Genomic DNA, 22,346 nt, shown 5'->3' on the forward strand with positions numbered 1-22,346 from the left:
TGACGGCATGCTGACGGAAACTGTCAGCATGCCCGCCTAGTCTTGGCTTTGCCGGTGAGGGCGCCGAACGGAACCGCCCCACCCCAACCGCTCAAGACCGGAGCCGACCATGACCGCCACCCAGACCGCTGCCGCCAACCCCGCCGCCGCCCTCGCCCTCGATTTCGTCCTGCTTTATGTCGACAGCCCCGCCGCCAGCGCCGCCTTCTACGCCGAGCTGCTGGGCCGGCCGCCGGTGGAGGCCTCGCCCACCTTCGCCATGTTCAAGGCGGGAAACGGGCTGATGCTGGGCCTGTGGTCGCGCCACACGGTGGAGCCGGCGGCGACCGCGCCCGGCGGCGGCGAGATCGCCTTCACCGTTGCCGACGAGGTCGTGGTGCGCGACCTGCACGCCGACTGGAGCGGCCGCGGCCTGACCATCCTGCAACCGCCGACCGCGATGGATTTCGGTCATACCTTCGTTGCACTGGACCCGGACGGCCATCGTCTGCGCGTGTTCGCCCCCAACCGGGGTGAGGAAGCCCAGTCCGAGCAGGTGCGGTCGTGAGCGGCAGCACATACACCGGCGCCCCGTTCGCAGCCTGGATCGCGGTCGCCAGCGCCGAGCATGTCCGGCGCGGCCGGGCCGGCGGCTTCATGCAGGTCTGCCACGGCAAGGCCGCCCCGCTGCGGCGGATCCGGGCGGGCGACCGGGTGGCGTACTACTCCCCCACCGACAGGTTCGGGGCGGCGGACGGGCTGAAATCCTTCACCGCCATCGGCACGATCCTGCCGGGCGAGCCCTACCGGTTCGACATGGGCGGCGGCTTCAGTCCCTTCCGCCGCGACGTGTCCTGGTGGCCGGCGGAGGAGGCGCCGATCCAGCCGCTGCTGGACCGGCTGGAGCTGACCGCCGGGGTGCGGAACTGGGGCTATCCCTTCCGCTTCGGCCTGCTGCCGGTCAGCCTGCGCGACTTCGACCTGATTGCGGAGGCGATGGGGGCGGCGGCGCGGAACGCGATGGCGGCCTGATCGGGAAAAAATCACCGGCGCGCGGGGGATGAAACGCCCCGCCTCGGGCGTCCCACACACGGGAAGACAGGTGCCGCCGGAGGTCCGGGGCACCTCATACCTTGGTGTCAGAGTACGAACGAATGGCGGATCGGCCTGACCGAGATCAAGGCGAAACCCCTCGCAGTCCGCCATACATGCGCTTATATCGTCCGCAAGCCTGACCAAGGTCATCCCGTACCGGGGCCATCGTTCCATGCATCGCTTCGCCAACCCCGCCCGCTTCCTGCGCCTGTCGGCCCTGCTGTTGCCGTGGTGCGCCGGGGCGACCGTGATCCTGACGATCCTCGGTCTGTGGTTCAGCCTGTTCAGCTCGCCGCCCGACTATCAGCAGGGCGAGACGGTGCGGATCATGTACATCCATGTCCCCGCCGCCTGGATGAGCCTGTTCGTCTACACCAACATGGCCATCGCCGCGGCTTGCGGCCTGGTGTGGAAGCACCCGCTGGCCGACCTGTTCGCCAAGGCCGCCGCCCCCATCGGCGCCGGATTCACCTTCGTCTGCCTGGTGACCGGGTCGCTGTGGGGCGCGCCGATGTGGGGAACCTGGTGGGTGTGGGACGCCCGGCTGACCAGCGTGCTGATCCTGTTCTTCCTCTATCTCGGCTACATGGCCCTGGTGAACGCCTTCGACGATCCGCAGCGCGGCATGAAGGCGGGCAACGTCCTGTTGCTGGTCGGCATCGTCAATGTGCCGATCATCAAGTTCTCGGTCGACTGGTGGAACACGCTGCACCAGCCGGCCAGCGTCGTGCGCATGGGCGGCCCCAGCATCGACCCCAGCATGCTGACGCCGCTGCTGGTGATGGCCGGCGCCTTCACCGCCTATTTCCTGTCGGTGGTCCTGCTGCGCGTGCGCACCGAGATCGCCCAGCGCAAGATCCAGACGCTGCGGCTGGCAGTCGCCGGTGGGGTTGCCGGTGACGGTACCGTGACGGACGGGATGCGGGGGTAAGGACGATGAGCGAATTTCTCCATATGGGCGGGTATGCCGCCTATGTCTGGCCGGCCTACGGCATCGCCACCATCGTGCTGCTGGGGCTGCTGGTCGCCACCTGGAAGGGGCTGCGCAACGCCGAGGCGACGCTGAAGGCGCTGGAAAGCGCCCGCCCCGCCCGCCGCCGCACCCGCAATAGCTCCAACAGCACTGGCCGGAAAGCGGCCGATCAGAACGCCGGAACGCCGGCGGAAGCGAGCGAAGGATGACCCGCAAGAAACGCCGCCTCTACATGCTGGGCCTCGCCCTTCTCGGGCTGGGTTCGGCGACCGCCCTGGCGCTGACCGCCTTCCAGGACAACATCGTCTTCTTCTACAGCCCGAGCCAGCTGCAGACGCAGCAGGTCGGCGACCGCAATTTCCGCCTGGGCGGGCTGGTCGAGGAAGGCAGCGTCCAGAAGCAGCAGGACGGCGTGACCACCGCCTTCCGCGTCACCGACACCGCCCACACGGTGGACGTCCGCTACCGCGGCCAGCTGCCCGACCTGTTCCGCGAGGGCCAGGGGGTGGTGGCCGAGGGCCGGATGACCGGCGGCGTCTTCGTCGCGCGCGAGGTGCTGGCCAAGCATGACGAGAACTACATGCCGCCCGAGGTGTCGGAGGCCTTGAAGCAGGCCGGCGTCTACAAGAACCCGGCGGAGTCCGCGACGAAGACGGCGAAGAAGGAGTAGCGGACCCGTGATCCCCGAACTCGGCCATTACGCGCTGGTGCTGGCGCTGTTCGTGGCGCTGGTGCAGTCGGTGCCGCCGCTGGTCGGCGCCGCCACCCGCAACGGCGCCTGGATGAACGTCGCGGTGCCCGCGGCCATCGCCCAGATGCTGCTGGTGCTGCTGGCCTACGCGGCGCTGACCTGGGCGCATGTGGTGTCCGATTTCAGCGTGCTGAACGTGGTGCAGAACAGCCACTCGGCCAAGCCGATGCTCTACAAGGTGTCGGGCGTCTGGGGCAACCACGAGGGCTCGATGATGCTGTGGATCGTCATGCTGACGATCTTCGGCGCCGCCGTCGCCGTGTTCGGGCGCAACCTGCCGCCGACGCTGAAAGCCCGCGTTCTGGCGGTCCAGGGGCTGATCGGGGTCGGCTTCCTGCTGTTCATCCTGATCACCTCCAACCCCTTCATCCGCGTGATTCCGGCGCCCATCGACGGTAACGACCTGAACCCGCTGTTGCAGGACCCCGGCCTCGCCTTCCACCCGCCCTTCCTCTATGCCGGCTATGTCGGTTTCTCGATGGCCTTCTCCTTCGCCGTCGCCGCGCTGATCGAGGGGCGGGTCGATCCCGCCTGGGCGCGTTGGGTGCGGCCCTGGACGCTGGCGGCGTGGTCGACCCTGACCATGGGCATCGCCATGGGCTCCTGGTGGGCCTATTACGAGCTGGGCTGGGGCGGCTGGTGGTACTGGGACCCGGTGGAGAACGCCTCCTTCATGCCCTGGCTGGCCGGCACCGCCCTGCTGCATTCGGCAATCGTGGTGGAGAAGCGCGACGCGCTGAAGAGCTGGACCATCCTGCTCGCCATCGTCACCTTCTCGCTGTCGCTGATGGGCACCTTCCTGGTGCGCTCCGGCATCCTGACCTCGGTCCATGCCTTCGCCGTCGATCCCAAGCGTGGCATCTTCATCCTGGTGCTGCTGGCGATCGCCACCGGCGGCTCGCTGCTGCTCTACAGCCTGCGGGCGCCGACGCTGAAGGCGGGCGGCCTGTTCGCGCCGATCAGCCGCGAAGGCGCGCTGGTGCTGAACAACCTGCTGCTGTCGACCGCGACGGCGACGGTGTTCATCGGCACGCTCTATCCGCTGTTCCTCGACATCATGAAGCTGGGCAAGGTGTCGGTCGGCGCCCCCTTCTTCAACGCCACCTTCGTTCCGGTCGCCATCCCGATGGTGGTCGCCATGGTCGTCGGCCCCTATCTGTCGTGGAAGCGGGCGGATCTGGGAGCGGCTCTGACCCGGCTGTGGGTTGCCGGCGTCGCCGTGGTGGCCGCCGTCGCCGTCACCGCCTATGTCAAGGCGGGCAGCGGTCCGCTGCTGGCGCTGGTCGGCATCGGCCTTGCCGCCTGGGCCTTCGTCGGCTCGCTGGTGGAGTTCGCCGACCGCATCGCCCTGTTCCGCACCTCGTTCAAGAACAGCTGGAACCGCGCGGTGCATCTGCCGCGCAGCGCCTGGGGCATGACCATCGCCCATGCCTGCGTCGGCCTGTCGATCCTCGGCATGACCGGCACCTCGGCGTGGCAGACGGAATCGATCACGGCGATGAAGCCGGGCGACCGGGCCAGCGTCGCCGGCTACGAGTTCCAGTTCGACGGCGTCGGTCTGGTCGACGGCCCGAACTTCAAGGCGGAGCGCGGCACCTTCACCGTCACCAAGGACGGCCAGCGCGTCGCCACGCTGGAGCCGGAGCGCCGCAGCTACAGCACCACCCGCATGACCACCACGGAATCGGCCATCCACACCACGGTCTTCTCCGACCTGTATGTGGCGCTGGGCGACCCGACGCAGAACGGCACCGCCTGGATCGTCCGCATCTACCACCACCCGCTGGTGCCGTGGATCTGGATCGGCGGCGTCGGCATGATGCTGGGCGGGCTGGTGAGCCTGACCGACCGCCGCTTCCGCATCGGCGCGCCGGAACGCCGCCGCACGGCCGGGAAAACCGGGGGCAAGTCGGCTCCGCTGCCGGCCGAATGAGGACACGAGACACCATGCGCCGCCTTCTGTACCTGCTGCCCTTCCTGCTGTTCATCGGGGTGGGCGTCGCCTTCTTCCTGGGGTTCGAGCGCGACCCGCGCGACATCCCGTCGGCCCTGATCGACAAGCCGGCCCCGACCTTCGACCTGCCCGCCATTCCGGGCCAGATGGTGCAGGGCCAGCCGGCCGCCAGTGGCCTGTCCTCGGCAAAGCTGGTCGGCGACGTGACGCTGGTGAACGTCTTCGCCTCCTGGTGCATCCCCTGCAAGGCGGAGCATCCCGTCATCACCCGCCTGTCGCGCGAGCAGGGGGTGACGGTCTACGGCATCAACTACAAGGACAAGCCGGAGGATGCGCTGACCTGGCTGTCGCGCAACGGCAACCCCTATGCCGCCATCGGCGCCGACCAAGACGGCCGGGTGTCGATCGACTGGGGCGTCTATGGCGTGCCGGAGAGCTACCTGATCGACCGCAAGGGCCGCATCCGCTTCAAGCATGTCGGCCCGCTGACCCCGCAGGTGGTGGAGGAGCAGATCCTCCCGATGGTCAAGCATCTGAGGCAGGGCTGATGACGCGCATCCTCCTCGCCGCCCTGCTGGCGCTGTCGACGCTCTCCCCTGCCCTGGCCGTCCAGCCGGACGAGGTGCTGCCGGATCCGGCGCTGGAGACCCGCGCCCGCACCATCAGCCAGGAGCTGCGCTGCCTCGTCTGCCAGAACCAGTCCATCGACGACAGCAACGCGCCGCTGGCCCGCGACCTGCGCCTCCTGGTGCGCGACCGGCTGAAGGCCGGCGACAGCGACGACAAGGTGATGGAGTACGTCACCGACCGCTACGGCGACTATGTGCTGCTGCGGCCGCCCTTCAAGGCGACCACGCTGGTGCTGTGGATCGGTCCCTTCGCCGTGCTGCTGCTGGGTGCGGCCGGCACCTTCCTGTTCCTGCGCGGGCGGCGCGGCGTTGCCGCCGGTGCCGACACCGCGCCCCTGAGCGCGGATGAGCGGCGGCGGCTGGACGCCCTGCTGCGGAAAGACGACTGATGCTGTTCTGGATTTTCGCCGCCGTCCTGACCGCGGCCGTGCTGCTGCTGATCGTGCCGCCGCTTCTGCGCACGGCCGGATCCGGCCCCGACCGCGAGGAGTTCGACCGCGAGGTCTACCGCGACCAGCTGGACGAGCTGGAGCGCGACCGTACGCGCGGCCTGATCAACGACGCCCAGGCCGAGGCGGCCAGGGCGGAGATCGCCCGGCGCATGCTGGCAACCGCCGAGAAGACCGCGGCGACCGCTGGCGGCAGCAGCGCCCCGCGCAGCGCCCGCGTGCTGGCCGTGCTGCTGGCGCTGGTGCTGCCGGTCGGCGCGCTTGCGGTCTATGGATCGGTCGGCCGCCCAGATCTGCCGGCCCAGCCGCTGGCCTCGCGCAACATCGAGCAGGAGCGCGGCGGGCCGCCGAAGAGCGTCCTGGCGGCGATGGACAAGCTGAAGGCCCAGCTGGCCGAGAATCCCGGCGACATCCAGGGCTGGCTGATCCTGGGGCAGGCCTATGCCAAGATGGGCCGCAACGGCGATGCCGCCGACGCGCTGCGCCATGCCGTCGCCTTGAACAAGGATGATGTCGAGGTGCAGGGGCTGTTCGCCGAGACGCTGGTGTCCGCCAACGACGGCATGGTGCCGGAGGAGGCGGTGGCCGCCTTCGACGCCGTGCTGGCGAAAGAGCCGAAGGACCCGCGCGCCCGCTTCTTCGCCGCGCTCGCCCGCTTCCAGGCCGGCGACCAGCAGGGGGCGCTCGACCGCTGGAGCGCGCTGATGGCGGAGTCCCCCGCCGACGCGCCGTGGGTGCTGGTGGTGCGCGACCAGATCCGCGAGGCCGCGGTGGCGCTGAACCTCGACCCCGCCAAGGTCACGCCGCAGCCGCTGCCGCCGGAGCAGAAGGAGCAGGCGGCGCAGGGCAGCCAGCAGGCGGCCCCGAACGCGCAGGCTCAGGCCAACCCCCAGGGCAATGCCCAAGGCAACGCAGCGGGCCAGGATGAGATGATCCGTGGCATGGTCGCCAACCTCGCCGCCCGGCTGGAGGCCGACCCGTCGGACGTCGATGGCTGGCTGAAGCTCGCCCGCTCCTACGGCGTGCTGGGCGACACCGCCAAGGCGCTGGACGCCGCCCGCAAGGCGCGCGAACGGGCGCCGGACCGCGCCGACGTACAGATCGCCTACGCCAACGCCGTGTTGCAGACCCAGCCGCGCAACGAAACGCCGAAGCCCCTGCCGGACGAGGCGACCTCCGCCCTGCGGCTGGCGCTGAAGGCAGAGCCGGAGAACAAGGATGCGCTGTGGCTGCTCGGCCTCGACGCCATGATGTCGGGCCGCAAGGATGAAGCCGCCGCCCATTGGGGTAAGCTGATCGCCCAGTTCAAGCCGAGCGATCCGGAATACACTCTGCTGAAAGGACGTTTGGACGCGTTGAAGGCGGGCGGCTGACCCGCCGGGGCGACAACGTCCGGAACCAGACTGCGGCAAGGAGAGGCTTGGTTGCCCCACAAGATCGACAGAGACACGCGCCTGTGCATTTCGCTCTCGGGCCGCCCGAGCAACATCGGCACGCGCTTCCACAATCACCTCTATGAAGCCCTCTCGCTGAATTACGTCTACAAGGCGTTCACCACCACGGATCTGCCGGGGGCCATCACCGGCATCCGGGCGCTGAACATCCGCGGCTGCGGCGTGTCGATGCCCTTCAAGGAAGCCTGCATCCCCTTCCTCGACGAGCTGGACCCGTCGGCCGCCGGGTTGCAGTCGGTCAACACCATCGTCAACGACAGCGCAGAAGATGGCGGGAGCCGGCTGCGCGGCTACAACACCGACTATCTCGCGGTCCGCACGCTGCTGGACCGTCACGACGTCTCGCCCGGCCTGCCCTTCGCGCTCCGCGGCAGCGGCGGCATGGCCCGCGCGGTCGTGTGTGCGTTGCGCGATTCCGGCTTCACCAACGGCACGCTGATCGCCCGCAACGAGGCGGCCGGCCGCCGGCTCGCCGACGAGTACAGCCTGCCCTGGCAGCCGGACACCACCGGCATTGCCGAGGGATCGCTGCTGGTCAACGTGACGCCGCTCGGCATGGCCGGCGGGCCGGAAGCCGACACCCTCGCCTTCGAGCCTGCGCTGATCGCATCGGCGGCGCAGGTGTTCGACGTCGTCGCCATGCCGGCCGAAACCCCGCTGATCCGCGCCGCGCGGGAGGCCGGCAAGCCGGTGATCACCGGCGCCGAAGTGATCGCCCTCCAGGCGCTCGAACAGTTCGTGCTCTACACCGGCGTGCGTCCGACCGACGAGCAGATCGCCGCCGCCGCCGCCTGGTCGCAGGGCTGAGCCCAGGCTTCGGCAACGTGCCGCCTCGTGGGCGGCCTTTTCGCCGGCGCCCTTTTTCTTTGCGGCGCGGCAACACACATTGACAGGGGCGGGCCGACGGGCTTTATCCGTTGGCACCGCCCTTTTCTTTGCCGCAGAAGGTTCCGCGCCGATGACCCGCAGACGACTGCCCACGCCCGACGAGCGGCGCCTGTGGCGGATCGCCATGCGCGACGCCGAACCGATGCCCGGACGGCAGGTCGAGTCGGAGCCGGAACCGCTGGCGACCATGGCCGAGCTGGTCGAGGAGCCGGTGGCGACCAGCCTCGCCCCGCCGCCGACCGCCAAGCAATTCCTCTCCCCGGCCCGGCCGTCGCGGGCGGCCCATCCGCCGCTGACCCCCGGATCGACCGCCAACATCGACCGCCGCACCGGCGACCGGTTCCGCCGCGGAGAGCTGGAGATCGACGGCCGCATCGACCTGCACGGCATGACCCAGGCGCAGGCGCACCACGCGCTCGCCGGCTTCGTCCACCGCGCCTGGAACGAGGGGCGGCGCTGTGTGCTGGTGATCACCGGCAAGGGCAGTTTCGGCAGCCTGGGCGTGCTGCGTCAGGCAACCCCCCGCTGGCTGGCCGATCCGGCCCTGCGGCCGATGGTGCTGGCGATCCAGCCGGCCCAGCCCAAGCATGGCGGCGACGGCGCGCTGTATGTCTTGATCAAACGGCGGCGCGACCGTAAGGACTAGGTCCCAAACAGTCAGGGACTCCACATGACCCCGTTCGGCGAACGGGTCCGGTCGCTGCGCGACGCCAGGGGCGTGACGCTGAAGCAGATGGCGACCGACCTGTCCATCTCGTCCGCCTATCTGTCGGCGCTGGAGCATGGCAAGCGCGGCCAGCCCTCCCCCCAGCTGGTCCGGCAGATCTGCGCCTATTTCGGCATCATCTGGGACGAGGCGGAGGAGCTGGAGCGGCTGGCGGATCTGTCCCACCCGCGCGTGACGGTGGACACCTCCGGCCTGAGCGCGCGGGCGACGGAACTCGCCAACCTTCTGTCGGAACGGATCGACGATCTGGACGAGGACGGGATCGCGGCGATCCTGGCGATCCTCGACGCCGTGCCGCCAAAAAAGGGGACACGGCGCCGGGTGGGGATGCGGCGGCGGTAGACGGTTCCCTTTTCCCGAAGGCAGAGGGAATTCTTTCCCTCAGGCCTTGCCGATCATCCGCCCGAGGTCGCGGCCGGCGAACAGGTGGATGTGCAGGTGGGGCACTTCCTGATGCGCGGCTTCCCCGCAGTTGGACAGGATGCGGTAGCCGGGGCCGTCGGCGCCGACCATGCGGGCGACCTCGCCCACCGCGCGGAACAGGCCGGCGATCTCCGCCTCCGACGCCTTGGCGGTGAAGTCGTCCAGGTCGATGTAGGCGCCCTTCGGGATCACCAGCACATGGGTCGGGGTCTGCGGCTCGATGTCGTGGAATGCCAGCGCGTGTTCGGTCTCATGGACCTTCTTGCACGGGATTTCGCCGCGCAGGATGCGGGCAAACACGTTGTTGGCGTCATAGTTCTTGGCCATCGCATGCGTCCTCTTGCTGGGGAGGCCCCGATCAGGCTTTACGGGACTTCTTCTCGTCGATGCCGCTGGTGCCCTCGCGCTGGGCGAGCCTGCTCCAGACCTCCGCCGGGTCCAGCCCGAGATCGGCCCACAGCACCAGCAGGTGATAGAGCAGGTCGGCGGATTCCGCGGCCAGCGCCGCCTTGTCGCCGCGCACGGCCTCCAGGATCGCCTCCACCGCCTCCTCGCCCACCTTCTGGGCGATCTTGGCGGTGCCGCGGCTGTAGAGCTTCGCGGTGTAGGAGCTTTCCGGATCCGCGCCCTTGCGGCCCTGCACGGTGACGAACAGGCGGTCGAGCACCTCCGCCGACGGGGTGGCCGACGGGGTGGTCAGTGCCTTATCGGCAGACTTCTCGCCGGCTTTTTCCGCGGCCTTCTCGGTGGCCTTCTTGTCACCCATTTGTCGTCTCCAGCGTCTTGGCCGGGCGCACCGGGATGCCGGCGGTGGCGAGCGCGGCCTTGGCCTGACCGATGGTGTAGGTGCCGAAATGGAAGATCGAGGCGGCGAGCACCGCGGTGGCGTGCCCTTCGCGGATGCCCTCCACCAGATGGTCGAGGGTGCCGACGCCGCCCGACGCGATCACCGGGACGCGGATCGAGTCCGCCACCGTGCGCGTCAGTTCCAGGTCGAAGCCGCTCTTGGTACCGTCACGGTCCATCGAGGTCAGCAGGATTTCGCCGGCCCCCAACGATTCCATCCGCTTGGCCCACTCCACCGCGTCGATGCCGGTGGCGTTGCGGCCGCCATGGGTGAAGACCTCCCATTTGCCGGGAGCCACCTTCTTGGCGTCGATGGCGACGACGATGCACTGGGCGCCGAACTTCTCCGCGCCTTCGCGCACGAACTCCGGACGGTGGATCGCCGCGGTATTGATCGACACCTTGTCGGCGCCGGCCAACAGCAGCTTGCGGATGTCGTCCACCGTGCGCACGCCGCCGCCGACGGTCAGCGGCATGAAGACCTGCTCCGCCGTCCGCCGCACCACGTCGAAGATGGTGTCGCGGTTCTCGTGGCTGGCGGTGATGTCGAGGAAGGTCAGCTCGTCGGCCCCCTCGCGGTCATAGACGCGGGCCTGCTCCACCGGATCGCCGGCATCGACCAGATCGACGAAATTGACCCCCTTGACCACCCGGCCGTCCTTGACGTCCAGGCAGGGGATGACACGCATCTTCAGCATCAGTCGGCGTCCTCGACGGCGGGGGCGGACAGCAGGGCCAGTGCCTCCTTGGGATCGATCCGGCCATCGTACAGCGCCCGGCCGCAGATCACGCCCTCGATCCCGGTGTCCTCCTCGACCTTCAGCGCCTTCAAGTCCTCGATGGACGAGACGCCGCCGGACGCGATGACCGGCGTGGTCAGGTGGAAGGCGAGATCGGAGGTGGATTCGACGTTGACGCCGCCCATCGCGCCGTCGCGGTTGATGTCGGTGTAGATGATGGCGGCGACGCCGCAATCCTCGAACTTCAACGCCAGATCCAGCGCCTTGATGTCGGAGGTCTCGGCCCAGCCGGCCACGGCGACATAGCCTTCGCGCGCGTCGATGCCGACGGCGATCTTGCCGGGGAACTCGCGGCAGGCCGCCTTCACCAGCTCCGGATCGCGCAGCGCCACCGTGCCCAGGATGACGCGGCTGATGCCCTTCTCCAGCCACATGCCGATGGTGGTCAGGTCGCGGATGCCGCCGCCGAGCTGCACCGGGATGGTGACCGACTTCAGGATGCTCTCGACCGCCGCACCGTTGACCGGCTTGCCTTCGAAGGCGCCGTTGAGGTCGACCAGATGCAGCCATTCGAAGCCCTGGCTCTGGAACAGGCGGGCCTGTTCGCCGGGATCGGTGTTGAAGACCGTGGCCTGGCTCATCTCGCCGCGCAGCAGGCGGACGCAGGCACCGTCCTTGAGGTCGATGGCGGGGTAGATGATCATCGCGGGCGTCTTCCTATGGCGTGGCTGGCGGTTGTCGGGCGGGCGGTCATTGGGCTGTCGGTTATTGTGCCGGCGGCTGTTGCGCAGGCTCGAGATCCTTGCAGTAGTAATGTCCGGCGAGCGGCTTTCCCTGCACCAGCGCGTAGAAGGGATGGGTGCCCCAGCGCTTGAAGCCGAGCGATTCATAGAGCGCGATGGCCGCATCCTGGGTCACGCGGACGTCGAGGTTCAGCACCTTGAAGCCGACGGCGCGCGCCTCCTCCAGCACCGCCACGGTCAGGCGGCGGGCAAGGCCGTGGCCGCGCGCCCAGGGGGCGACGAAGCTGGTGGTCAGCTGGGCGGCGTGGGCCTGCGCCTCGTTGTTGCGCGGCGGCTTAACCAGCTGGGCGGATCCGGCCACCACCCCGTCCAGGCGGGCGACGAACATCACCCGTTCCGGCACCACCAGAACGCCCTTCCAATAGCGTTCCATCACATCGCGCGGCGGCGGCTCGACCCAGCCGAAGCCGCCGCCGGCGCGGATGGCGTCATCGGCCGCGTCGCACAGGTCGTGCAGGTCGGCGGTCTTCAGCGCATCGACCTTGTCGATGGCGATCTCGGCCATCTCGTCAGACCTTCCAGCGCAGGAAATTGGCGATCAGCGCCAAGCCGGTCGCCTGGCTCTTCTCCGGGTGGAACTGGGTGCCGACCAGATTGTCGCGCCCGACCACCGCGGCGAAGGGCCCGCCATAATCCGCGGACGCGATCAGCGTGTCGGGATCGGCGAGCCTGAACTGGTAGGAATGGACGAAATAGGCGTGGCTGCCCTCGGGCAGGCCGGCCAGCACCGGGTGCGGGTGGCGGATGTTCAGCTCGTTCCAGCCCATGTGCGGGATCTTCAGGGCCGGATCGGCCGGCTCCAGCTTCACCACCTCGCCCGCGATCCAGCCCAGACCCTCGGTCACGCCATATTCGCGGCCGCGCTCCGCCATCAGCTGCATGCCGACGCAGATGCCGAGGAAGGGGCGACCGCGGCGGTGCACCACCTCCTCCAGCGCCTCCAGCATGCCGGGAACCTCCGACAGGCCGCGCTTGCAGTCGGCGAAGGCGCCGACGCCGGGCAGGACCACGCGGTCGGCCCGGCGGACGGCATCGGCGTCGGAGGTGACGAGGACAGTGTAGGACGCATCGGCTTCGCCGGCCGCGCGCTCGATCGCCTTGGCGGCGGAGCGCAGGTTGCCGGAGCCGTAATCGATCAGCGCGACCGTTTCCATGAACGTGACAAACCTTCCGATAGGACGGCGGAGGGGGAGGACTGGACCGCGGTCCCCGCCGTCAGAGCGATCCGCCGAGCGTGCCCTTGGTCGAGGGCACCGCATCGCGCTTGCGCGGGTCGATCTCCACCCCGGCGCGCAGCGCGCGGGCAAGCGCCTTGTAGCAGCTTTCCACGATGTGGTGGTTGTTCTCGCCATACAGGTTCTCGACGTGCAGCGTCACGCCGGCGGCCATGGCGAAGGCCTGGAACCACTCGCGGAACAGCTCGGTGTCGAAATCGCCGATCTTGTCGCGGGTGAAGTTCACCTTCCAGATCAGGTAGGGCCGGTTGGAGAAGTCCAGCGCCACCCGCGTCAGCGTCTCGTCCATCGGGACATAGGAATGGCCGTAGCGCTGGATGCCCTTGCGGTCGCCCAGCGCCTTCGCCACCGCCATGCCGATGGCGATGCCGGTGTCCTCGGTGGTGTGGTGATAGTCGATGTGCAGGTCGCCGTCGGCCAGGACCGTCAGGTCCATCAGGCTGTGGCGCGACAGCTGTTCCAGCATATGGTCGAGGAAGCCGACCCCCGTCTTGACGTCGTAGACGCCGGTGCCGTCAAGGTTCAGCGCGACCCGGATCCGGGTCTCCGTGGTGTTCCGCTCGATCGAGGCGCGGCGGCCGCCATTGATGGGGGTCTGGTCCATGGCGGTTTTGTAGCAGGAAGCATCCCCCCGCGCCAGCACCCGGCACGATTGATGCGCGGCCCGTCCATTCCGACGATTGTCCTACGGACGTGTGCAGGATAGAGTTGTTTACACTTCCTGCGTGCATATCCGCTTATGACCGACCATCCGCGCCCAATCGTCGCAGTCCTGGTTCTCCTGTCCGGCCTGCTGCCGGCCGGATGTGCCGGCCTGTCCCCGCCGCCGCCGGTCGCCAGGACGGCGCCGCCGGTGGCCGCCGGGACCACGGCGCCGTTCCGCTTCGGCGAGTTGACCATCGGGTCGATGCGGCGCGGGATGCAGATCGGCCGCTATGTCTGGGGCATCGACTGCGCCCCGCCCTATGACGACGTCTATTGGACCAGCGGCGTCAACATGCGGCGCGGCTCCACCTTCGACGAGCGCTTCGCCGAGGCGATGACCGCCGCCGGCTTCGACGTGGTCGGCCGGCCCGGCGGTCCCGACAATCCCGACGGCAACCGCAGCCGTGCCCGCTTCACCGTGCAGGGCGATCTGCGCGACGTGCAGCTGGAGCTTTGCCACCGCACCAACTGGCTGACCGGCAGCAGCAAGGGCAGTTCCGGCACCGGCAGCGTCAAGGTGGAATGGACGGTCTACGACGCGCGCGGCGGCGGGCTGGTGCACCGGGTGGTCACCACCGGCGCCATCGCGCAGGAGAGCGGCGTGCCGCAAGGCGACACCCTGCTGGTCGAGGAGGCCTTCGCCGCCGCGGTCGAGGCGCTCGCCGCCGACGGCGGCTTCCGCACCCTGCTGTCGGGCGGCGACCTGCCCCAGTCTCAGTCTTCGTCGGTGGTGTTTCCCGTGGCGGCGCCGGCCGGATCCGGCCCCACCCCGCTGACGCCGGACGCCGCCCCCCCTGCCCTGGCTGCGGGGTCGGCGGCGTCCCGTCCAGGCCGCCTGCTGCTGCGGACCGGGGCCGGATCCGGCCGGCCGGCAGCGGCGAGAGTCCCGGTCGGCGGGTCGCATGGGCTGGTGATCGGCGAGACCGATGCGGCCGGCGAGGTGCAGGCGGTGCTGCTGGCCCCGCTGCCCGGATCAGACCCCACCGTCACCGTCCGACCTGCCCGCGGGGTGGAGCTGACCGGCTGGGTGGTCGGGCGCGACCCGGCCAGCGGCTTCGCCCTGGTCCGGGTACCGGCCCGGCTGCCCGCCCTGCCCGTCCGCACCGCGGCCCTGCGCGTCAGCGAGCCGGTGCGGGCGATCCCCGGCGGACGGGGACGGAAGGTCGCCGGCATCGTCGGCGGGCTGCCGGCCGACGAGGGGGATGCCCCCTCGGTGGTCCAGGCGGATCTGGGCTCGGCCGCCCTGCTGACCGCGGTGACCGAGGCGGGCGACCCGCTGCTCGACGGCAGCGGTGCGCTTGTCGGGATCGCGCCCTCCGCCGGCCGTTCCGCCCCCACTCTGGCCGCCACCCCGGCCGGTCTGGTGGAGTTCCTGGCGCTCGGTCCGCTGCTCGACCGGCTGGGGGCGGATCCGGCCGGCCCCATGCCGTCCGTCACCCCGACCAAACCGGGCAAAACGCGCCGGAACGCCCCGGTAGAGTCCCTGTGGGAGGAGGATGGGCCAAACGGCGATATGCTTGACGGCGACAGCGCCCCTCCCACATAGACCGGATGCCCTGCCGCCACGACTTGCAAGCTCCATGCGCCTGCGACGGCGCCCCGGATCCGGGGCGGCGGGGACGTTTCCCATTCTCCAGCGTGGTTCCCGCATGACCTATCCAGCGTCCAATCCTCATGATCCCATCCAGTGGCACGGCACCACGATCCTGTCGGTGCGCAAGAACGGTCAGGTGGTGATCGCCGGCGACGGGCAGGTCTCGGTCGGCCCGACGGTGATGAAGGCCAATGCGCGCAAGGTCCGCTGGCTGGCTGGCGGCACGGTGATGGCGGGCTTCGCCGGCGCCACCGCCGATGCGATGACCTTGTTCGAACGGCTGGAAGGCAAGCTGGAGCAGTATCCCGGCCAGCTGACCCGCGCCTGCGTCGAGATGGCCAAGGACTGGCGCACCGACCGCTATCTGCGCCGGCTTGAGGCGATGATGGCGGTGGCCGACAAGAGCGTCAGCCTCGTGCTGACCGGCAACGGCGACGTGCTGGAGCCGGAGGACGGGCTGATCGGCATCGGCTCCGGCGGTTCCTACGCCCTGTCGGCGGCGCGCGCGCTGATCGACATCGACGGGATGGATGCGGAGGCCGTGGCGCGCAAGGCGATGAAGATCGCCGCCGGCATCTGCGTCTACACCAACGAAAACGTCACCCTGGAAAAGCTGTGAGCGCCATGAGCCAGACCGCATCCGTGTCCGCCGACACCGCCGCCTTCAGCCCGCGCGAGATCGTCTCCGAACTCGACCGCTACATCGTCGGCCAGAACGAGGCCAAGCGCGCGGTCGCCATCGCGCTGCGCAACCGCTGGCGCCGGCAGCAGCTGCCCGAGGGGCTGCGGGAAGAGGTGCTGCCGAAGAATATCCTGATGATCGGCCCGACCGGCGTCGGCAAGACCGAGATCGCCCGCCGCCTCGCCCGGCTGGCCCAGGCTCCCTTCCTCAAGGTCGAAGCCACCAAGTTCACCGAGGTCGGTTATGTCGGCCGCGACGTCGAGCAGATCGTCCGCGATCTGGTCGAGGCCGCCATCGGCCTGACCCGTGAGCGGCTGCGCAAGGAGGTCGCCGCCAAGGCCGAGCTGCGGGCGGAGGAGCGCGTGCTCGACGCGCTGTGCGGCGACAACGCCAGTGCCGAGACGCGCGCCAAGTTCCGCAAGATGCTGCGCGAGGGCACGCTGAACGACAAGGAGATCGAAATCCAGGTCGCCGACACCGCTGCGCCGGCCGGCATGCCGACCTTCGACATCCCCGGCATGCCGGGCTCCCAGATGGGCATGCTGAACCTGAACGACATGTTCGGCAAGATGATGGGCGGCCGCACCAAGACCCGCCGCATGACGGTTGCCGAGAGCCACACCGTGCTGATGGCCGAGGAGTCGGACAAGCTGCTGGACCAGGAAAAGGTGGTGGCCGAGGCGATCCGCGCGGTCGAGCAGAACGGCATCGTCTTCCTCGACGAGATCGACAAGATCTCCGCCCGCTCCGACGCCCGCGGCGCCGACGTCAGCCGCGAAGGCGTCCAGCGCGATCTGCTGCCGCTGATCGAAGGCACCACGGTGTCGACCAAGCACGGTCCGGTGAAGACCGACCATGTCCTGTTCATCGCGTCGGGCGCCTTCCACGTCGCCAAGCCGTCGGACCTGCTGCCGGAGCTGCAAGGCCGCCTGCCGATCCGCGTCGAGCTGAAGGCGCTGAGCCAGGACGACTTCAAGCGCATCCTGACCGAGCCGGAGGCCAGCCTGATCCGCCAGTACAAGGCGCTGATGAAGACGGAGGAGGTCGATCTGGTCTTCACCGACGACAGCATCGACGAGCTGGCCCGGCTGGCGGCGGAGATCAACGGCTCGGTGGAGAACATCGGCGCGCGCCGCCTGCACACGGTGCTGGAGCGGCTGCTGGAGGAGATCAGCTTCGCCGCCAGCGACCGTGCCGGCGAGACGGTCACCATCGACGCCGCGCTGGTGCGGGAGCGGGTCGGCGGGCTGGCGAAGAACGCGGACCTGTCGAAGTTCATCCTGTAAACGCGTGAGGGGCGCCCGAGACGGCGCCCCTCTGCTTCACGTGAAACATTGCGCGGGATCGCCGCTGCCCTGCCCGCTTATCCTCCTGCCGCCACCTTCACGCTTTTCGGCAGCAGCAGCACATAGCTCCCGCGGCTCTTCATCAGTCCGGCCCGGTGCTCCGCCTCCGCGCCATGGCCCCAGAAGACGTCGCCGCGCACCGGCCCGCGGATCGCTCCGCCGGTGTCCTGGGCCACCAGCAGCCGTTGCAGCCGCTGTCCGGCATCGACCGGGTCCTCGGCATCCAGCCACACCGGAACGCCGTAGGGCATGAACTTTGAGTCGACCGCCAGACTGCGGCCGGGCGTCAGGGCCACGCCCTGGGCGCCGTTCGGGCCATCGCCGGTCAGCGTCTGGAAGAAGACGTAGGACGGGTTGACGTTCATCACCCCCGCCGCCTGATCGGGATGCGCCAGCAGCCAGCTGCGGATGGTCTGCAACGAGACCTCCTCGCGCTTGAGCGCGCCGCGGTCGATCAGCTCCTTGCCGATGGCGACGTATTTGTGGCCGTTCTGGGCGGCGTAGCCGATGCGCGTCTCGCTGCCATCGGCCATCCGGATCCGGCCCGAGCCCTGGATTTGCAGGAAGAAGGCACCGATCGGGTCCTTCACCCACACCAGTTCCAGCCCCTTGCCCTTCAGCGATCCGGCGACGATGGCGGCGCGATCCTCGTAAGGCTTCAGCTTGCCGTCGACCACGCGGCCGGCGGTGCGCTCCCCCTTCCAGCGGTCGGAGAAATCGCCGAGATCGACCATCACCAGATCGGGCGGCCGGCGGTAGAGCGGCACCGGATAGGCCGGATCCGGGCGCGGGCTGCCCTCCAGCTCGGCTTCGTAATAGCCGGTGAACAGGCCCTCGCGGCTGCCGTTGTTGCCGGCGGCGTAGGGGGTGAAGTTCTGCTCGAAGAAGGCGCGGGCCGCAGCATCGTCGCCGGCGGGCAGATCCGCCAGACGGGCGCAGGGGCCCTGCCAGTCGGCAATGGTCCCGGCCACCCCGTTCGGCCCGACGATCCGGTCGGCCGGCAGGCTTTTGAAGCGGGCGCAGGACCGGGTGAGCGCCGGCACCGCCTGCGCCACCGGATCGCTGCGCCAGCCGGACAGATCGGCGAAGGACAGCGGCGCCAGGGTCAGGGCGTCGGGCGGCGGCTTGGCCTCTTCCTTGGGGGCGCAGGCCGAAAACAGCAACGCCACCGCCCCGAAGAGGGCGATGGCGCTGAAACCGGTACGGTGACGATGTGTCATTGCTGGCGGTCGTTCCTCACTGGACCGGACGAACCTCGACCAGCGCCCAGTTCGGATCGCGGGAGCGGAGGTTGCGGGCGAAGGTCCAGACGTCGGTGTTCTCCACCAGCGCCTTGGGATCGCCATCGACGATGGCGCCGTTGCGGTCGCGCACCACATTCACCTGATCGGAGACCAGACGCACGGTGACGCGGGCGGTGCGGCCGGCATCCAGCTTCGCCTCCACCACCTCGGCTTCGCGGACCTGCTCGATGCGGGCCTCGTGCTGCTCGCCGGCGGCCTGACGGTCGCGGATGACCTGGGCGAAGCTGTCATAGACATCGTCGGCCAGCAGCGGGCGCAGCGTCGCGGTGTCGCCGCGGGCGAAGGCATCGACGATCATGGCGAAGGCGGCCTTGGAACCTTCGAGGAAATGCTTCTCGTCGAAGGTCGGATCGGCGGCGCGGATCTGGTCGATCGACGCGGCCAGCGACAGCGGCTCGTCCGAAGCGACCACATCGGCGCCCGGTGCGACATCGGGTCGCGTCCGGTTGCGCTCCGGCAAGGGCACGACATTGTCCGGCTTCGCGGCCCCCGGAGCCGAGGTGAAGGGGTTGGACCGCTGCCGCTCCTCCCCCGTCCGGCGGCCGAGGACGCTGCGCAGCCGATAGACGAGGAAGGCCGCGATCATCGCGAAGATCACGATCTCGATGAACACGAACCCGTCTCCCATCATCTGTTCCTTCCGATACGATTTGTCGTGAACGTCTTGTTGTCTTGGCATTTGCCGCGGCGAAATCGCCGGCGGATCCGGCCCGCCTCTGGACCTTGCGGCCGGTCGGCATTACGTGTTGCTTGCCCGCCAGTAATTGCCGATTGAACCGCCAATTGGGTAAGGCCGGCGGTCTTTCGACCGGACGACCTATCCAAACCTAGATAGGGGCAGCGAGCCCGAAGAGCAAGGACACCATGAATCCCCTGTTGTTGATCCTTCTTCTGCCGATCCTGGAGATCGTCGGATTCATCCAGGTCGGCGATTGGATCGGCGCCGGGCCGACCATCGGGCTGCTGGCCCTGTCGGCGGTGGTGGGCATGCTGATCGTCCGTCACCAGGGGCTGGCCTCGCTGAGCAAAGCCCAGGCGGCGGCGGCGCGCGGCGAGGCACCCATCGGCACCGTGCTCGACGGCTTCTGCGCCGTGCTGGCCGGCGTCCTGCTGATCATCCCCGGCTTTCTGACCGACATCCTCGGCATCCTGCTGCTGATCCGGCCGCTGCGCCGCGGCATCGGCCGCTGGCTGTTCAGCCGCATCGGCGCCGGCATGCCGGTCTTCACCACCACGGGCCGGAGTGGCCTTGGGGGCGGCTTCGGAGCCGGTTTCGGCGGCGCGGCCGGCGGTCCCACCGCCAGCGAGCAGGGTTTCGGCAGTGCCGAATTCGGCACCGGCGGTCCCCGACGCGGCGACGATCCCTTCCGCCCCACTCCCGGCGTGCCCGGCGTCATCGACGGCGATTTCCGCGACGTCACCCCGGAGGACAGGAGCGGCGAGGATCGCGACGCGCCGCGGCTGACCGATTCCCAATGGGGCAAGCAGCGTCCGGACGAGCGGCGCTGAGCTGCCGGCCAGCAGCCGGTTTCCCGTCGGCGGTTTCCGTTGGCAGGACGGCCGATCCATGATAGCCAGCCCGTTGGGCGAAGGCACAACCGTCGCGAACCAAACCCTGTCACCTCACATCCGGGTCGGCCTGCGACCCCTGCCCCCCGTCCATAGCGGAATCGGGGATGGAAAGCGGGCCGGCGATTAGGAGTCCGTTATGTCCGATCAGATGAGCAACGGCGCCGAGCAGCAGCAGACGTCTTCGCTGCCGATGCATGTCCTCGCGCAGTATGTGAAGGACTTCTCCTTCGAGAACCCCAACGCCCCGCAGAGCCTGCTGCCGAACCAGCCGCAGCCGCAGGTCAACATCGGCGTCGACGTCCAGGGCCAGAAGGTCGGCGACGACATTTACGAGCTGACGCTGAACCTGCGGTGCGAAGCCCGCCAGGGCGAGACCGTCGCCTTCCTGGTCGAGCTGGCCTATGGCGCGCTGTTCCAGTTCCCCGGCCTGCCGGAAGAGCATCACCGCCCGGTCCTGATGATCGAAGGCGCCCGGATGATCTTCCCGTTCGCCCGCGCCATCGTCTCCAGCGCGACCCGCGAAGGCGGCTTCCCGCCGCTGATGATCAACCCGATCGACTTCGCCGAGCTGTACCACCGCCAGTCGGCCCAGCAGGCCGAACAGCCGCAGCAGCCGCCCTTCTGATCCCAGTCAGGGATTGAGTTGAGTTGAAAAGAAAAAGGGCGGGTGACCGGAAGGTCCCCGCCCTTTTTCTGTGCCGCGACAGATGGCCGCCCCCTCCGCAGAGGAGAGGGCGGATCCGGCACGACCTTACTGGTTCATGCTTTCGAAGAACTCGTTGTTCGACTTGGTGTGCTTCAGCTTGTCGACCAGGAAGTCCACCGCGTCGGTCACGCCCATCGGCATCAGGATGCGGCGCAGGATCCACATCTTCGACATGGTGCCCTTGTCGACCAGCAGCTCCTCCTTGCGGGTGCCCGACTTGGAGATGTCGATGGCCGGGAAGGTGCGCTTGTCGGAGAGCTTGCGGTCCAGCACGATTTCCGAGTTGCCGGTGCCCTTGAACTCTTCGAAGATCACCTCGTCCATGCGGCTGCCGGTGTCGATCAGCGCGGTGGCGATGATGGTCAGCGACCCGCCCTCTTCAACGTTGCGGGCGGCGCCGAAGAAGCGCTTGGGCCGTTGCAGGGCGTTGGCGTCGACACCGCCGGTCAGCACCTTGCCCGATGACGGCACGACGGTGTTGTAGGCGCGGGCCAGACGGGTGATGCTGTCCAGCAGGATGACCACGTCGCGCTTGTGCTCGACCAGCCGCTTGGCCTTCTCGATCACCATTTCCGCGACCTGGACGTGGCGGGTCGCCGGCTCGTCGAAGGTGGAGCTGATGACCTCGCCACGGACCGAGCGGGCCATGTCCGTCACTTCTTCCGGACGCTCGTCGATCAGCAGGACGATCAGGTAGGCTTCGGGGTGGTTGGTGGCGATCGAGTGGGCGATGTTCTGCAGCATCACCGTCTTGCCGGTGCGCGGCGGCGCCACGATCAGCCCGCGCTGCCCCTTGCCGAGCGGCGCCACCAGGTCGACGATGCGGCCGGTGAGGTTCTTCTTGGTGGGGTCCTCGACCTCCATCCGGATGCGTTCTTCCGGATAGAGCGGCGTCAGGTTGTCGAAGTTGATGCGGTGACGGACCTTGTCGGGCGCGTCGAAATTGATGGTGTTGACCTTCAGCAGGGCGAAATAGCGCTCACCGTCCTTGGGCGAGCGGATCTGCCCTTCCACCGTGTCGCCGGTGCGCAGGCCGAAGCGGCGCACCTGGCTGGGGCTGACGTAAATATCGTCGGGACCCGGCAGATAATTGGATTCCGGCGAACGCAGGAAACCGAACCCGTCCTGCAGCACCTCCAACACGCCGTCGCCGAAGATCGGAATGTCGTTTTCGGCCAGCTGCTTCAGGATCGCGAACATCATGTCCTGCTTGCGCAGCGTGCTCGCGTTCTCGATCTGCAACTCCTCCGCGAACGCCAGCAGTTCAGCGGGGCTTTTGCACTTCAGCTCTTGGAGATGCATCGGATTGCCTGTGAAATCGTCATGCGGGGGAATGGCCTTGGAGGTGGGGAGTGCCGGAGGGTCCGGCCGACGGCGGCTGGGGGCGGCGGACGCCGCAACGCGGTCGCGTCGGGTGGGCAGCGGGTGGCGCTTCGGCGAAGGCGCGCCAGGGCGTCCGGAAAATGGCCGCACGGGAGCGATTCGCCAGCC

27 protein-coding genes are annotated in these 22,346 nt (G+C 68.9%); 17 read left to right on the top strand and 10 right to left on the bottom strand.

Annotated features, from left to right (window positions below; genetic code table 11):
- Positions 1-109: 109 nt before the first annotated feature.
- The 12 genes from ABNQ39_RS12290 (at position 110) to ABNQ39_RS12345 (ending at position 9,241) form a co-directional block, all read left to right on the top strand.
- Positions 110-547, top strand: a complete 438-nt coding sequence (locus tag ABNQ39_RS12290) for a VOC family protein (protein ID WP_376957861.1) — start codon at positions 110-112, stop codon at positions 545-547.
- Positions 544-1,011, top strand: a complete 468-nt coding sequence (locus ABNQ39_RS12295) for an EVE domain-containing protein (protein WP_376957862.1) — start codon at positions 544-546, stop codon at positions 1,009-1,011. The genes ABNQ39_RS12290 and ABNQ39_RS12295 overlap by 4 nt, the downstream gene beginning before the upstream one ends.
- Positions 1,012-1,246: 235 nt before the next feature.
- Entirely contained in the window at positions 1,247-2,005 is a 759-nt protein-coding gene (locus ABNQ39_RS12300) for a heme ABC transporter permease (RefSeq protein ID WP_376957863.1), read from the top strand.
- 5 nt (positions 2,006-2,010) lie between these two features.
- On the top strand, positions 2,011-2,256 hold the full coding sequence (gene ccmD, locus ABNQ39_RS12305) for a heme exporter protein CcmD (protein WP_376957864.1): 246 nt from the start codon (positions 2,011-2,013) through the stop codon (positions 2,254-2,256).
- Entirely contained in the window at positions 2,253-2,717 is a 465-nt protein-coding gene (gene ccmE, locus ABNQ39_RS12310) for a cytochrome c maturation protein CcmE (RefSeq protein WP_376957865.1), read from the top strand. The genes ccmD and ccmE overlap by 4 nt, the downstream gene beginning before the upstream one ends.
- Positions 2,718-2,724: 7 nt before the next feature.
- Complete coding sequence (locus tag ABNQ39_RS12315; RefSeq protein ID WP_376957866.1) at positions 2,725-4,731, top strand: heme lyase CcmF/NrfE family subunit; 2,007 nt, start codon at positions 2,725-2,727, stop codon at positions 4,729-4,731.
- Positions 4,732-4,745: 14 nt separating this feature from the next.
- Positions 4,746-5,300, top strand: a complete 555-nt coding sequence (locus ABNQ39_RS12320) for a DsbE family thiol:disulfide interchange protein (protein WP_376957867.1) — start codon at positions 4,746-4,748, stop codon at positions 5,298-5,300.
- Positions 5,300-5,770 carry a cytochrome c-type biogenesis protein gene (locus ABNQ39_RS12325; protein ID WP_376957868.1) on the top strand — a complete coding sequence of 157 codons (471 nt, stop codon included), beginning with the start codon at positions 5,300-5,302 and terminating at the stop codon, positions 5,768-5,770. The genes ABNQ39_RS12320 and ABNQ39_RS12325 overlap by 1 nt, the downstream gene beginning before the upstream one ends.
- Positions 5,770-7,203, top strand: coding sequence for a c-type cytochrome biogenesis protein CcmI (gene ccmI / locus ABNQ39_RS12330; RefSeq protein WP_376957869.1), 1,434 nt, complete (start codon positions 5,770-5,772; stop codon positions 7,201-7,203). The genes ABNQ39_RS12325 and ccmI overlap by 1 nt, the downstream gene beginning before the upstream one ends.
- A 51-nt stretch (positions 7,204-7,254) precedes the next feature.
- Positions 7,255-8,091, top strand: coding sequence for a shikimate 5-dehydrogenase (locus tag ABNQ39_RS12335; protein WP_376957870.1), 837 nt, complete (start codon positions 7,255-7,257; stop codon positions 8,089-8,091).
- Between the two features lie 151 nt (positions 8,092-8,242).
- Entirely contained in the window at positions 8,243-8,818 is a 576-nt protein-coding gene (locus ABNQ39_RS12340) for a Smr/MutS family protein (protein WP_376957871.1), read from the top strand.
- A gap of 24 nt (positions 8,819-8,842) precedes the next feature.
- Positions 8,843-9,241, top strand: coding sequence for a helix-turn-helix domain-containing protein (locus tag ABNQ39_RS12345; RefSeq protein WP_376957872.1), 399 nt, complete (start codon positions 8,843-8,845; stop codon positions 9,239-9,241).
- Positions 9,242-9,280: 39 nt separating this feature from the next.
- On the opposite strand, the gene ABNQ39_RS12350 is transcribed toward ABNQ39_RS12345, so the two are convergent.
- The 7 genes from ABNQ39_RS12350 to hisB all read right to left on the bottom strand — a co-directional run bounded on the left by ABNQ39_RS12350 (position 9,281) and on the right by hisB (position 13,550).
- On the bottom strand, positions 9,281-9,649 hold the full coding sequence (locus ABNQ39_RS12350) for a histidine triad nucleotide-binding protein (RefSeq protein ID WP_376957873.1): 369 nt from the start codon (positions 9,647-9,649) through the stop codon (positions 9,281-9,283).
- 31 nt (positions 9,650-9,680) lie between these two features.
- Positions 9,681-10,088, bottom strand: coding sequence for a phosphoribosyl-ATP diphosphatase (locus tag ABNQ39_RS12355; RefSeq protein ID WP_376957874.1), 408 nt, complete (start codon positions 10,086-10,088; stop codon positions 9,681-9,683).
- Entirely contained in the window at positions 10,081-10,866 is a 786-nt protein-coding gene (gene hisF / locus ABNQ39_RS12360; protein ID WP_376957875.1) for an imidazole glycerol phosphate synthase subunit HisF, read from the bottom strand. The genes ABNQ39_RS12355 and hisF overlap by 8 nt, the downstream gene beginning before the upstream one ends.
- Positions 10,866-11,612 carry a 1-(5-phosphoribosyl)-5-[(5-phosphoribosylamino)methylideneamino]imidazole-4-carboxamide isomerase gene (gene hisA, locus ABNQ39_RS12365; RefSeq protein WP_098740906.1) on the bottom strand — a complete coding sequence of 249 codons (747 nt, stop codon included), beginning with the start codon at positions 11,610-11,612 and terminating at the stop codon, positions 10,866-10,868. Before hisA ends, hisF begins: the two co-directional genes overlap by 1 nt.
- A gap of 61 nt (positions 11,613-11,673) precedes the next feature.
- Complete coding sequence (locus ABNQ39_RS12370) at positions 11,674-12,216, bottom strand: GNAT family N-acetyltransferase (protein WP_376957876.1); 543 nt, start codon at positions 12,214-12,216, stop codon at positions 11,674-11,676.
- 4 nt (positions 12,217-12,220) lie between these two features.
- Positions 12,221-12,865 (bottom strand): imidazole glycerol phosphate synthase subunit HisH, encoded by a 645-nt coding sequence (hisH, locus tag ABNQ39_RS12375; protein ID WP_376957877.1) that lies wholly within the window; start codon positions 12,863-12,865, stop codon positions 12,221-12,223.
- Positions 12,866-12,926: 61 nt separating this feature from the next.
- Positions 12,927-13,550, bottom strand: coding sequence for an imidazoleglycerol-phosphate dehydratase HisB (gene hisB / locus ABNQ39_RS12380; RefSeq protein WP_044550958.1), 624 nt, complete (start codon positions 13,548-13,550; stop codon positions 12,927-12,929).
- Positions 13,551-13,685: 135 nt separating this feature from the next.
- Between hisB and ABNQ39_RS12385 the strand changes: the two genes are divergently transcribed.
- From ABNQ39_RS12385 to hslU, 3 genes are all read left to right on the top strand, one after another.
- Positions 13,686-15,197, top strand: coding sequence for a serine protease (locus ABNQ39_RS12385; RefSeq protein WP_376957878.1), 1,512 nt, complete (start codon positions 13,686-13,688; stop codon positions 15,195-15,197).
- Positions 15,198-15,300: 103 nt separating this feature from the next.
- On the top strand, positions 15,301-15,864 hold the full coding sequence (gene hslV / locus ABNQ39_RS12390; protein ID WP_098740902.1) for an ATP-dependent protease subunit HslV: 564 nt from the start codon (positions 15,301-15,303) through the stop codon (positions 15,862-15,864).
- Positions 15,865-15,869: 5 nt separating this feature from the next.
- Positions 15,870-17,213 carry an ATP-dependent protease ATPase subunit HslU gene (hslU, locus tag ABNQ39_RS12395; RefSeq protein WP_376957879.1) on the top strand — a complete coding sequence of 448 codons (1,344 nt, stop codon included), beginning with the start codon at positions 15,870-15,872 and terminating at the stop codon, positions 17,211-17,213.
- Between the two features lie 77 nt (positions 17,214-17,290).
- Here hslU and mltA read toward each other — a convergent pair whose 3' ends face one another.
- The gene (mltA, locus tag ABNQ39_RS12400; RefSeq protein WP_376957880.1) at positions 17,291-18,493 is read right to left on the bottom strand and encodes a murein transglycosylase A; all 1,203 of its coding nucleotides are present in this window, start codon (positions 18,491-18,493) and stop codon (positions 17,291-17,293) included.
- Positions 18,494-18,509: 16 nt separating this feature from the next.
- A complete protein-coding gene (locus tag ABNQ39_RS12405) occupies positions 18,510-19,205 on the bottom strand; it encodes a Tim44/TimA family putative adaptor protein (RefSeq protein ID WP_376959782.1) in 696 nt (231 codons plus the stop codon).
- Between the two features lie 236 nt (positions 19,206-19,441).
- Between ABNQ39_RS12405 and ABNQ39_RS12410 the strand changes: the two genes are divergently transcribed.
- The gene (locus ABNQ39_RS12410; protein WP_376957881.1) at positions 19,442-20,086 is read left to right on the top strand and encodes an FxsA family protein; all 645 of its coding nucleotides are present in this window, start codon (positions 19,442-19,444) and stop codon (positions 20,084-20,086) included.
- A gap of 199 nt (positions 20,087-20,285) precedes the next feature.
- Positions 20,286-20,774: a protein-export chaperone SecB gene (gene secB, locus ABNQ39_RS12415; protein WP_109052251.1), complete on the top strand. Its 489-nt coding sequence runs from the start codon at positions 20,286-20,288 to the stop codon at positions 20,772-20,774.
- A 126-nt stretch (positions 20,775-20,900) separates the two neighbouring features.
- Here secB and rho read toward each other — a convergent pair whose 3' ends face one another.
- Complete coding sequence (gene rho, locus ABNQ39_RS12420) at positions 20,901-22,157, bottom strand: transcription termination factor Rho (RefSeq protein WP_376957882.1); 1,257 nt, start codon at positions 22,155-22,157, stop codon at positions 20,901-20,903.
- Positions 22,158-22,346 lie beyond the last annotated feature (189 nt).

Source organism: Azospirillum sp. A26 (genome assembly GCF_042604635.1).
GTDB classification, from domain to species: Bacteria; Pseudomonadota; Alphaproteobacteria; order Azospirillales; family Azospirillaceae; genus Azospirillum; species Azospirillum palustre.

Bases quoted from the DNA above. Each gene is read 5' to 3' on its own strand.
- ABNQ39_RS12290 (WP_376957861.1), top strand. From the start codon at position 110: ATGACCGCCACCCAGACCGCTGCCGCCAACCCCGCCGCCGCCCTCGCC.
- ABNQ39_RS12300 (WP_376957863.1), top strand. From the start codon at position 1,247: ATGCATCGCTTCGCCAACCCCGCCCGCTTCCTGCGCCTGTCGGCCCTG.
- ccmD (WP_376957864.1), top strand. From the start codon at position 2,011: ATGAGCGAATTTCTCCATATGGGCGGGTATGCCGCCTATGTCTGGCCG.
- ccmE (WP_376957865.1), top strand. From the start codon at position 2,253: ATGACCCGCAAGAAACGCCGCCTCTACATGCTGGGCCTCGCCCTTCTC.
- ABNQ39_RS12320 (WP_376957867.1), top strand. From the start codon at position 4,746: ATGCGCCGCCTTCTGTACCTGCTGCCCTTCCTGCTGTTCATCGGGGTG.
- ABNQ39_RS12325 (WP_376957868.1), top strand. From the start codon at position 5,300: ATGACGCGCATCCTCCTCGCCGCCCTGCTGGCGCTGTCGACGCTCTCC.
- ccmI (WP_376957869.1), top strand. From the start codon at position 5,770: ATGCTGTTCTGGATTTTCGCCGCCGTCCTGACCGCGGCCGTGCTGCTG.
- ABNQ39_RS12340 (WP_376957871.1), top strand. From the start codon at position 8,243: ATGACCCGCAGACGACTGCCCACGCCCGACGAGCGGCGCCTGTGGCGG.
- ABNQ39_RS12345 (WP_376957872.1), top strand. From the start codon at position 8,843: ATGACCCCGTTCGGCGAACGGGTCCGGTCGCTGCGCGACGCCAGGGGC.
- ABNQ39_RS12350 (WP_376957873.1), bottom strand. From the start codon at position 9,649: ATGGCCAAGAACTATGACGCCAACAACGTGTTTGCCCGCATCCTGCGC.
- ABNQ39_RS12355 (WP_376957874.1), bottom strand. From the start codon at position 10,088: ATGGGTGACAAGAAGGCCACCGAGAAGGCCGCGGAAAAAGCCGGCGAG.
- hisF (WP_376957875.1), bottom strand. From the start codon at position 10,866: ATGCTGAAGATGCGTGTCATCCCCTGCCTGGACGTCAAGGACGGCCGG.
- hisA (WP_098740906.1), bottom strand. From the start codon at position 11,612: ATGATCATCTACCCCGCCATCGACCTCAAGGACGGTGCCTGCGTCCGC.
- ABNQ39_RS12370 (WP_376957876.1), bottom strand. From the start codon at position 12,216: ATGGCCGAGATCGCCATCGACAAGGTCGATGCGCTGAAGACCGCCGAC.
- hisH (WP_376957877.1), bottom strand. From the start codon at position 12,865: ATGGAAACGGTCGCGCTGATCGATTACGGCTCCGGCAACCTGCGCTCC.
- hisB (WP_044550958.1), bottom strand. From the start codon at position 13,550: ATGGACCAGACCCCCATCAATGGCGGCCGCCGCGCCTCGATCGAGCGG.
- ABNQ39_RS12385 (WP_376957878.1), top strand. From the start codon at position 13,686: ATGACCGACCATCCGCGCCCAATCGTCGCAGTCCTGGTTCTCCTGTCC.
- hslV (WP_098740902.1), top strand. From the start codon at position 15,301: ATGACCTATCCAGCGTCCAATCCTCATGATCCCATCCAGTGGCACGGC.
- hslU (WP_376957879.1), top strand. From the start codon at position 15,870: ATGAGCCAGACCGCATCCGTGTCCGCCGACACCGCCGCCTTCAGCCCG.
- mltA (WP_376957880.1), bottom strand. From the start codon at position 18,493: ATGACACATCGTCACCGTACCGGTTTCAGCGCCATCGCCCTCTTCGGG.
- ABNQ39_RS12405 (WP_376959782.1), bottom strand. From the start codon at position 19,205: ATGGGAGACGGGTTCGTGTTCATCGAGATCGTGATCTTCGCGATGATC.
- ABNQ39_RS12410 (WP_376957881.1), top strand. From the start codon at position 19,442: ATGAATCCCCTGTTGTTGATCCTTCTTCTGCCGATCCTGGAGATCGTC.
- secB (WP_109052251.1), top strand. From the start codon at position 20,286: ATGTCCGATCAGATGAGCAACGGCGCCGAGCAGCAGCAGACGTCTTCG.
- rho (WP_376957882.1), bottom strand. From the start codon at position 22,157: ATGCATCTCCAAGAGCTGAAGTGCAAAAGCCCCGCTGAACTGCTGGCG.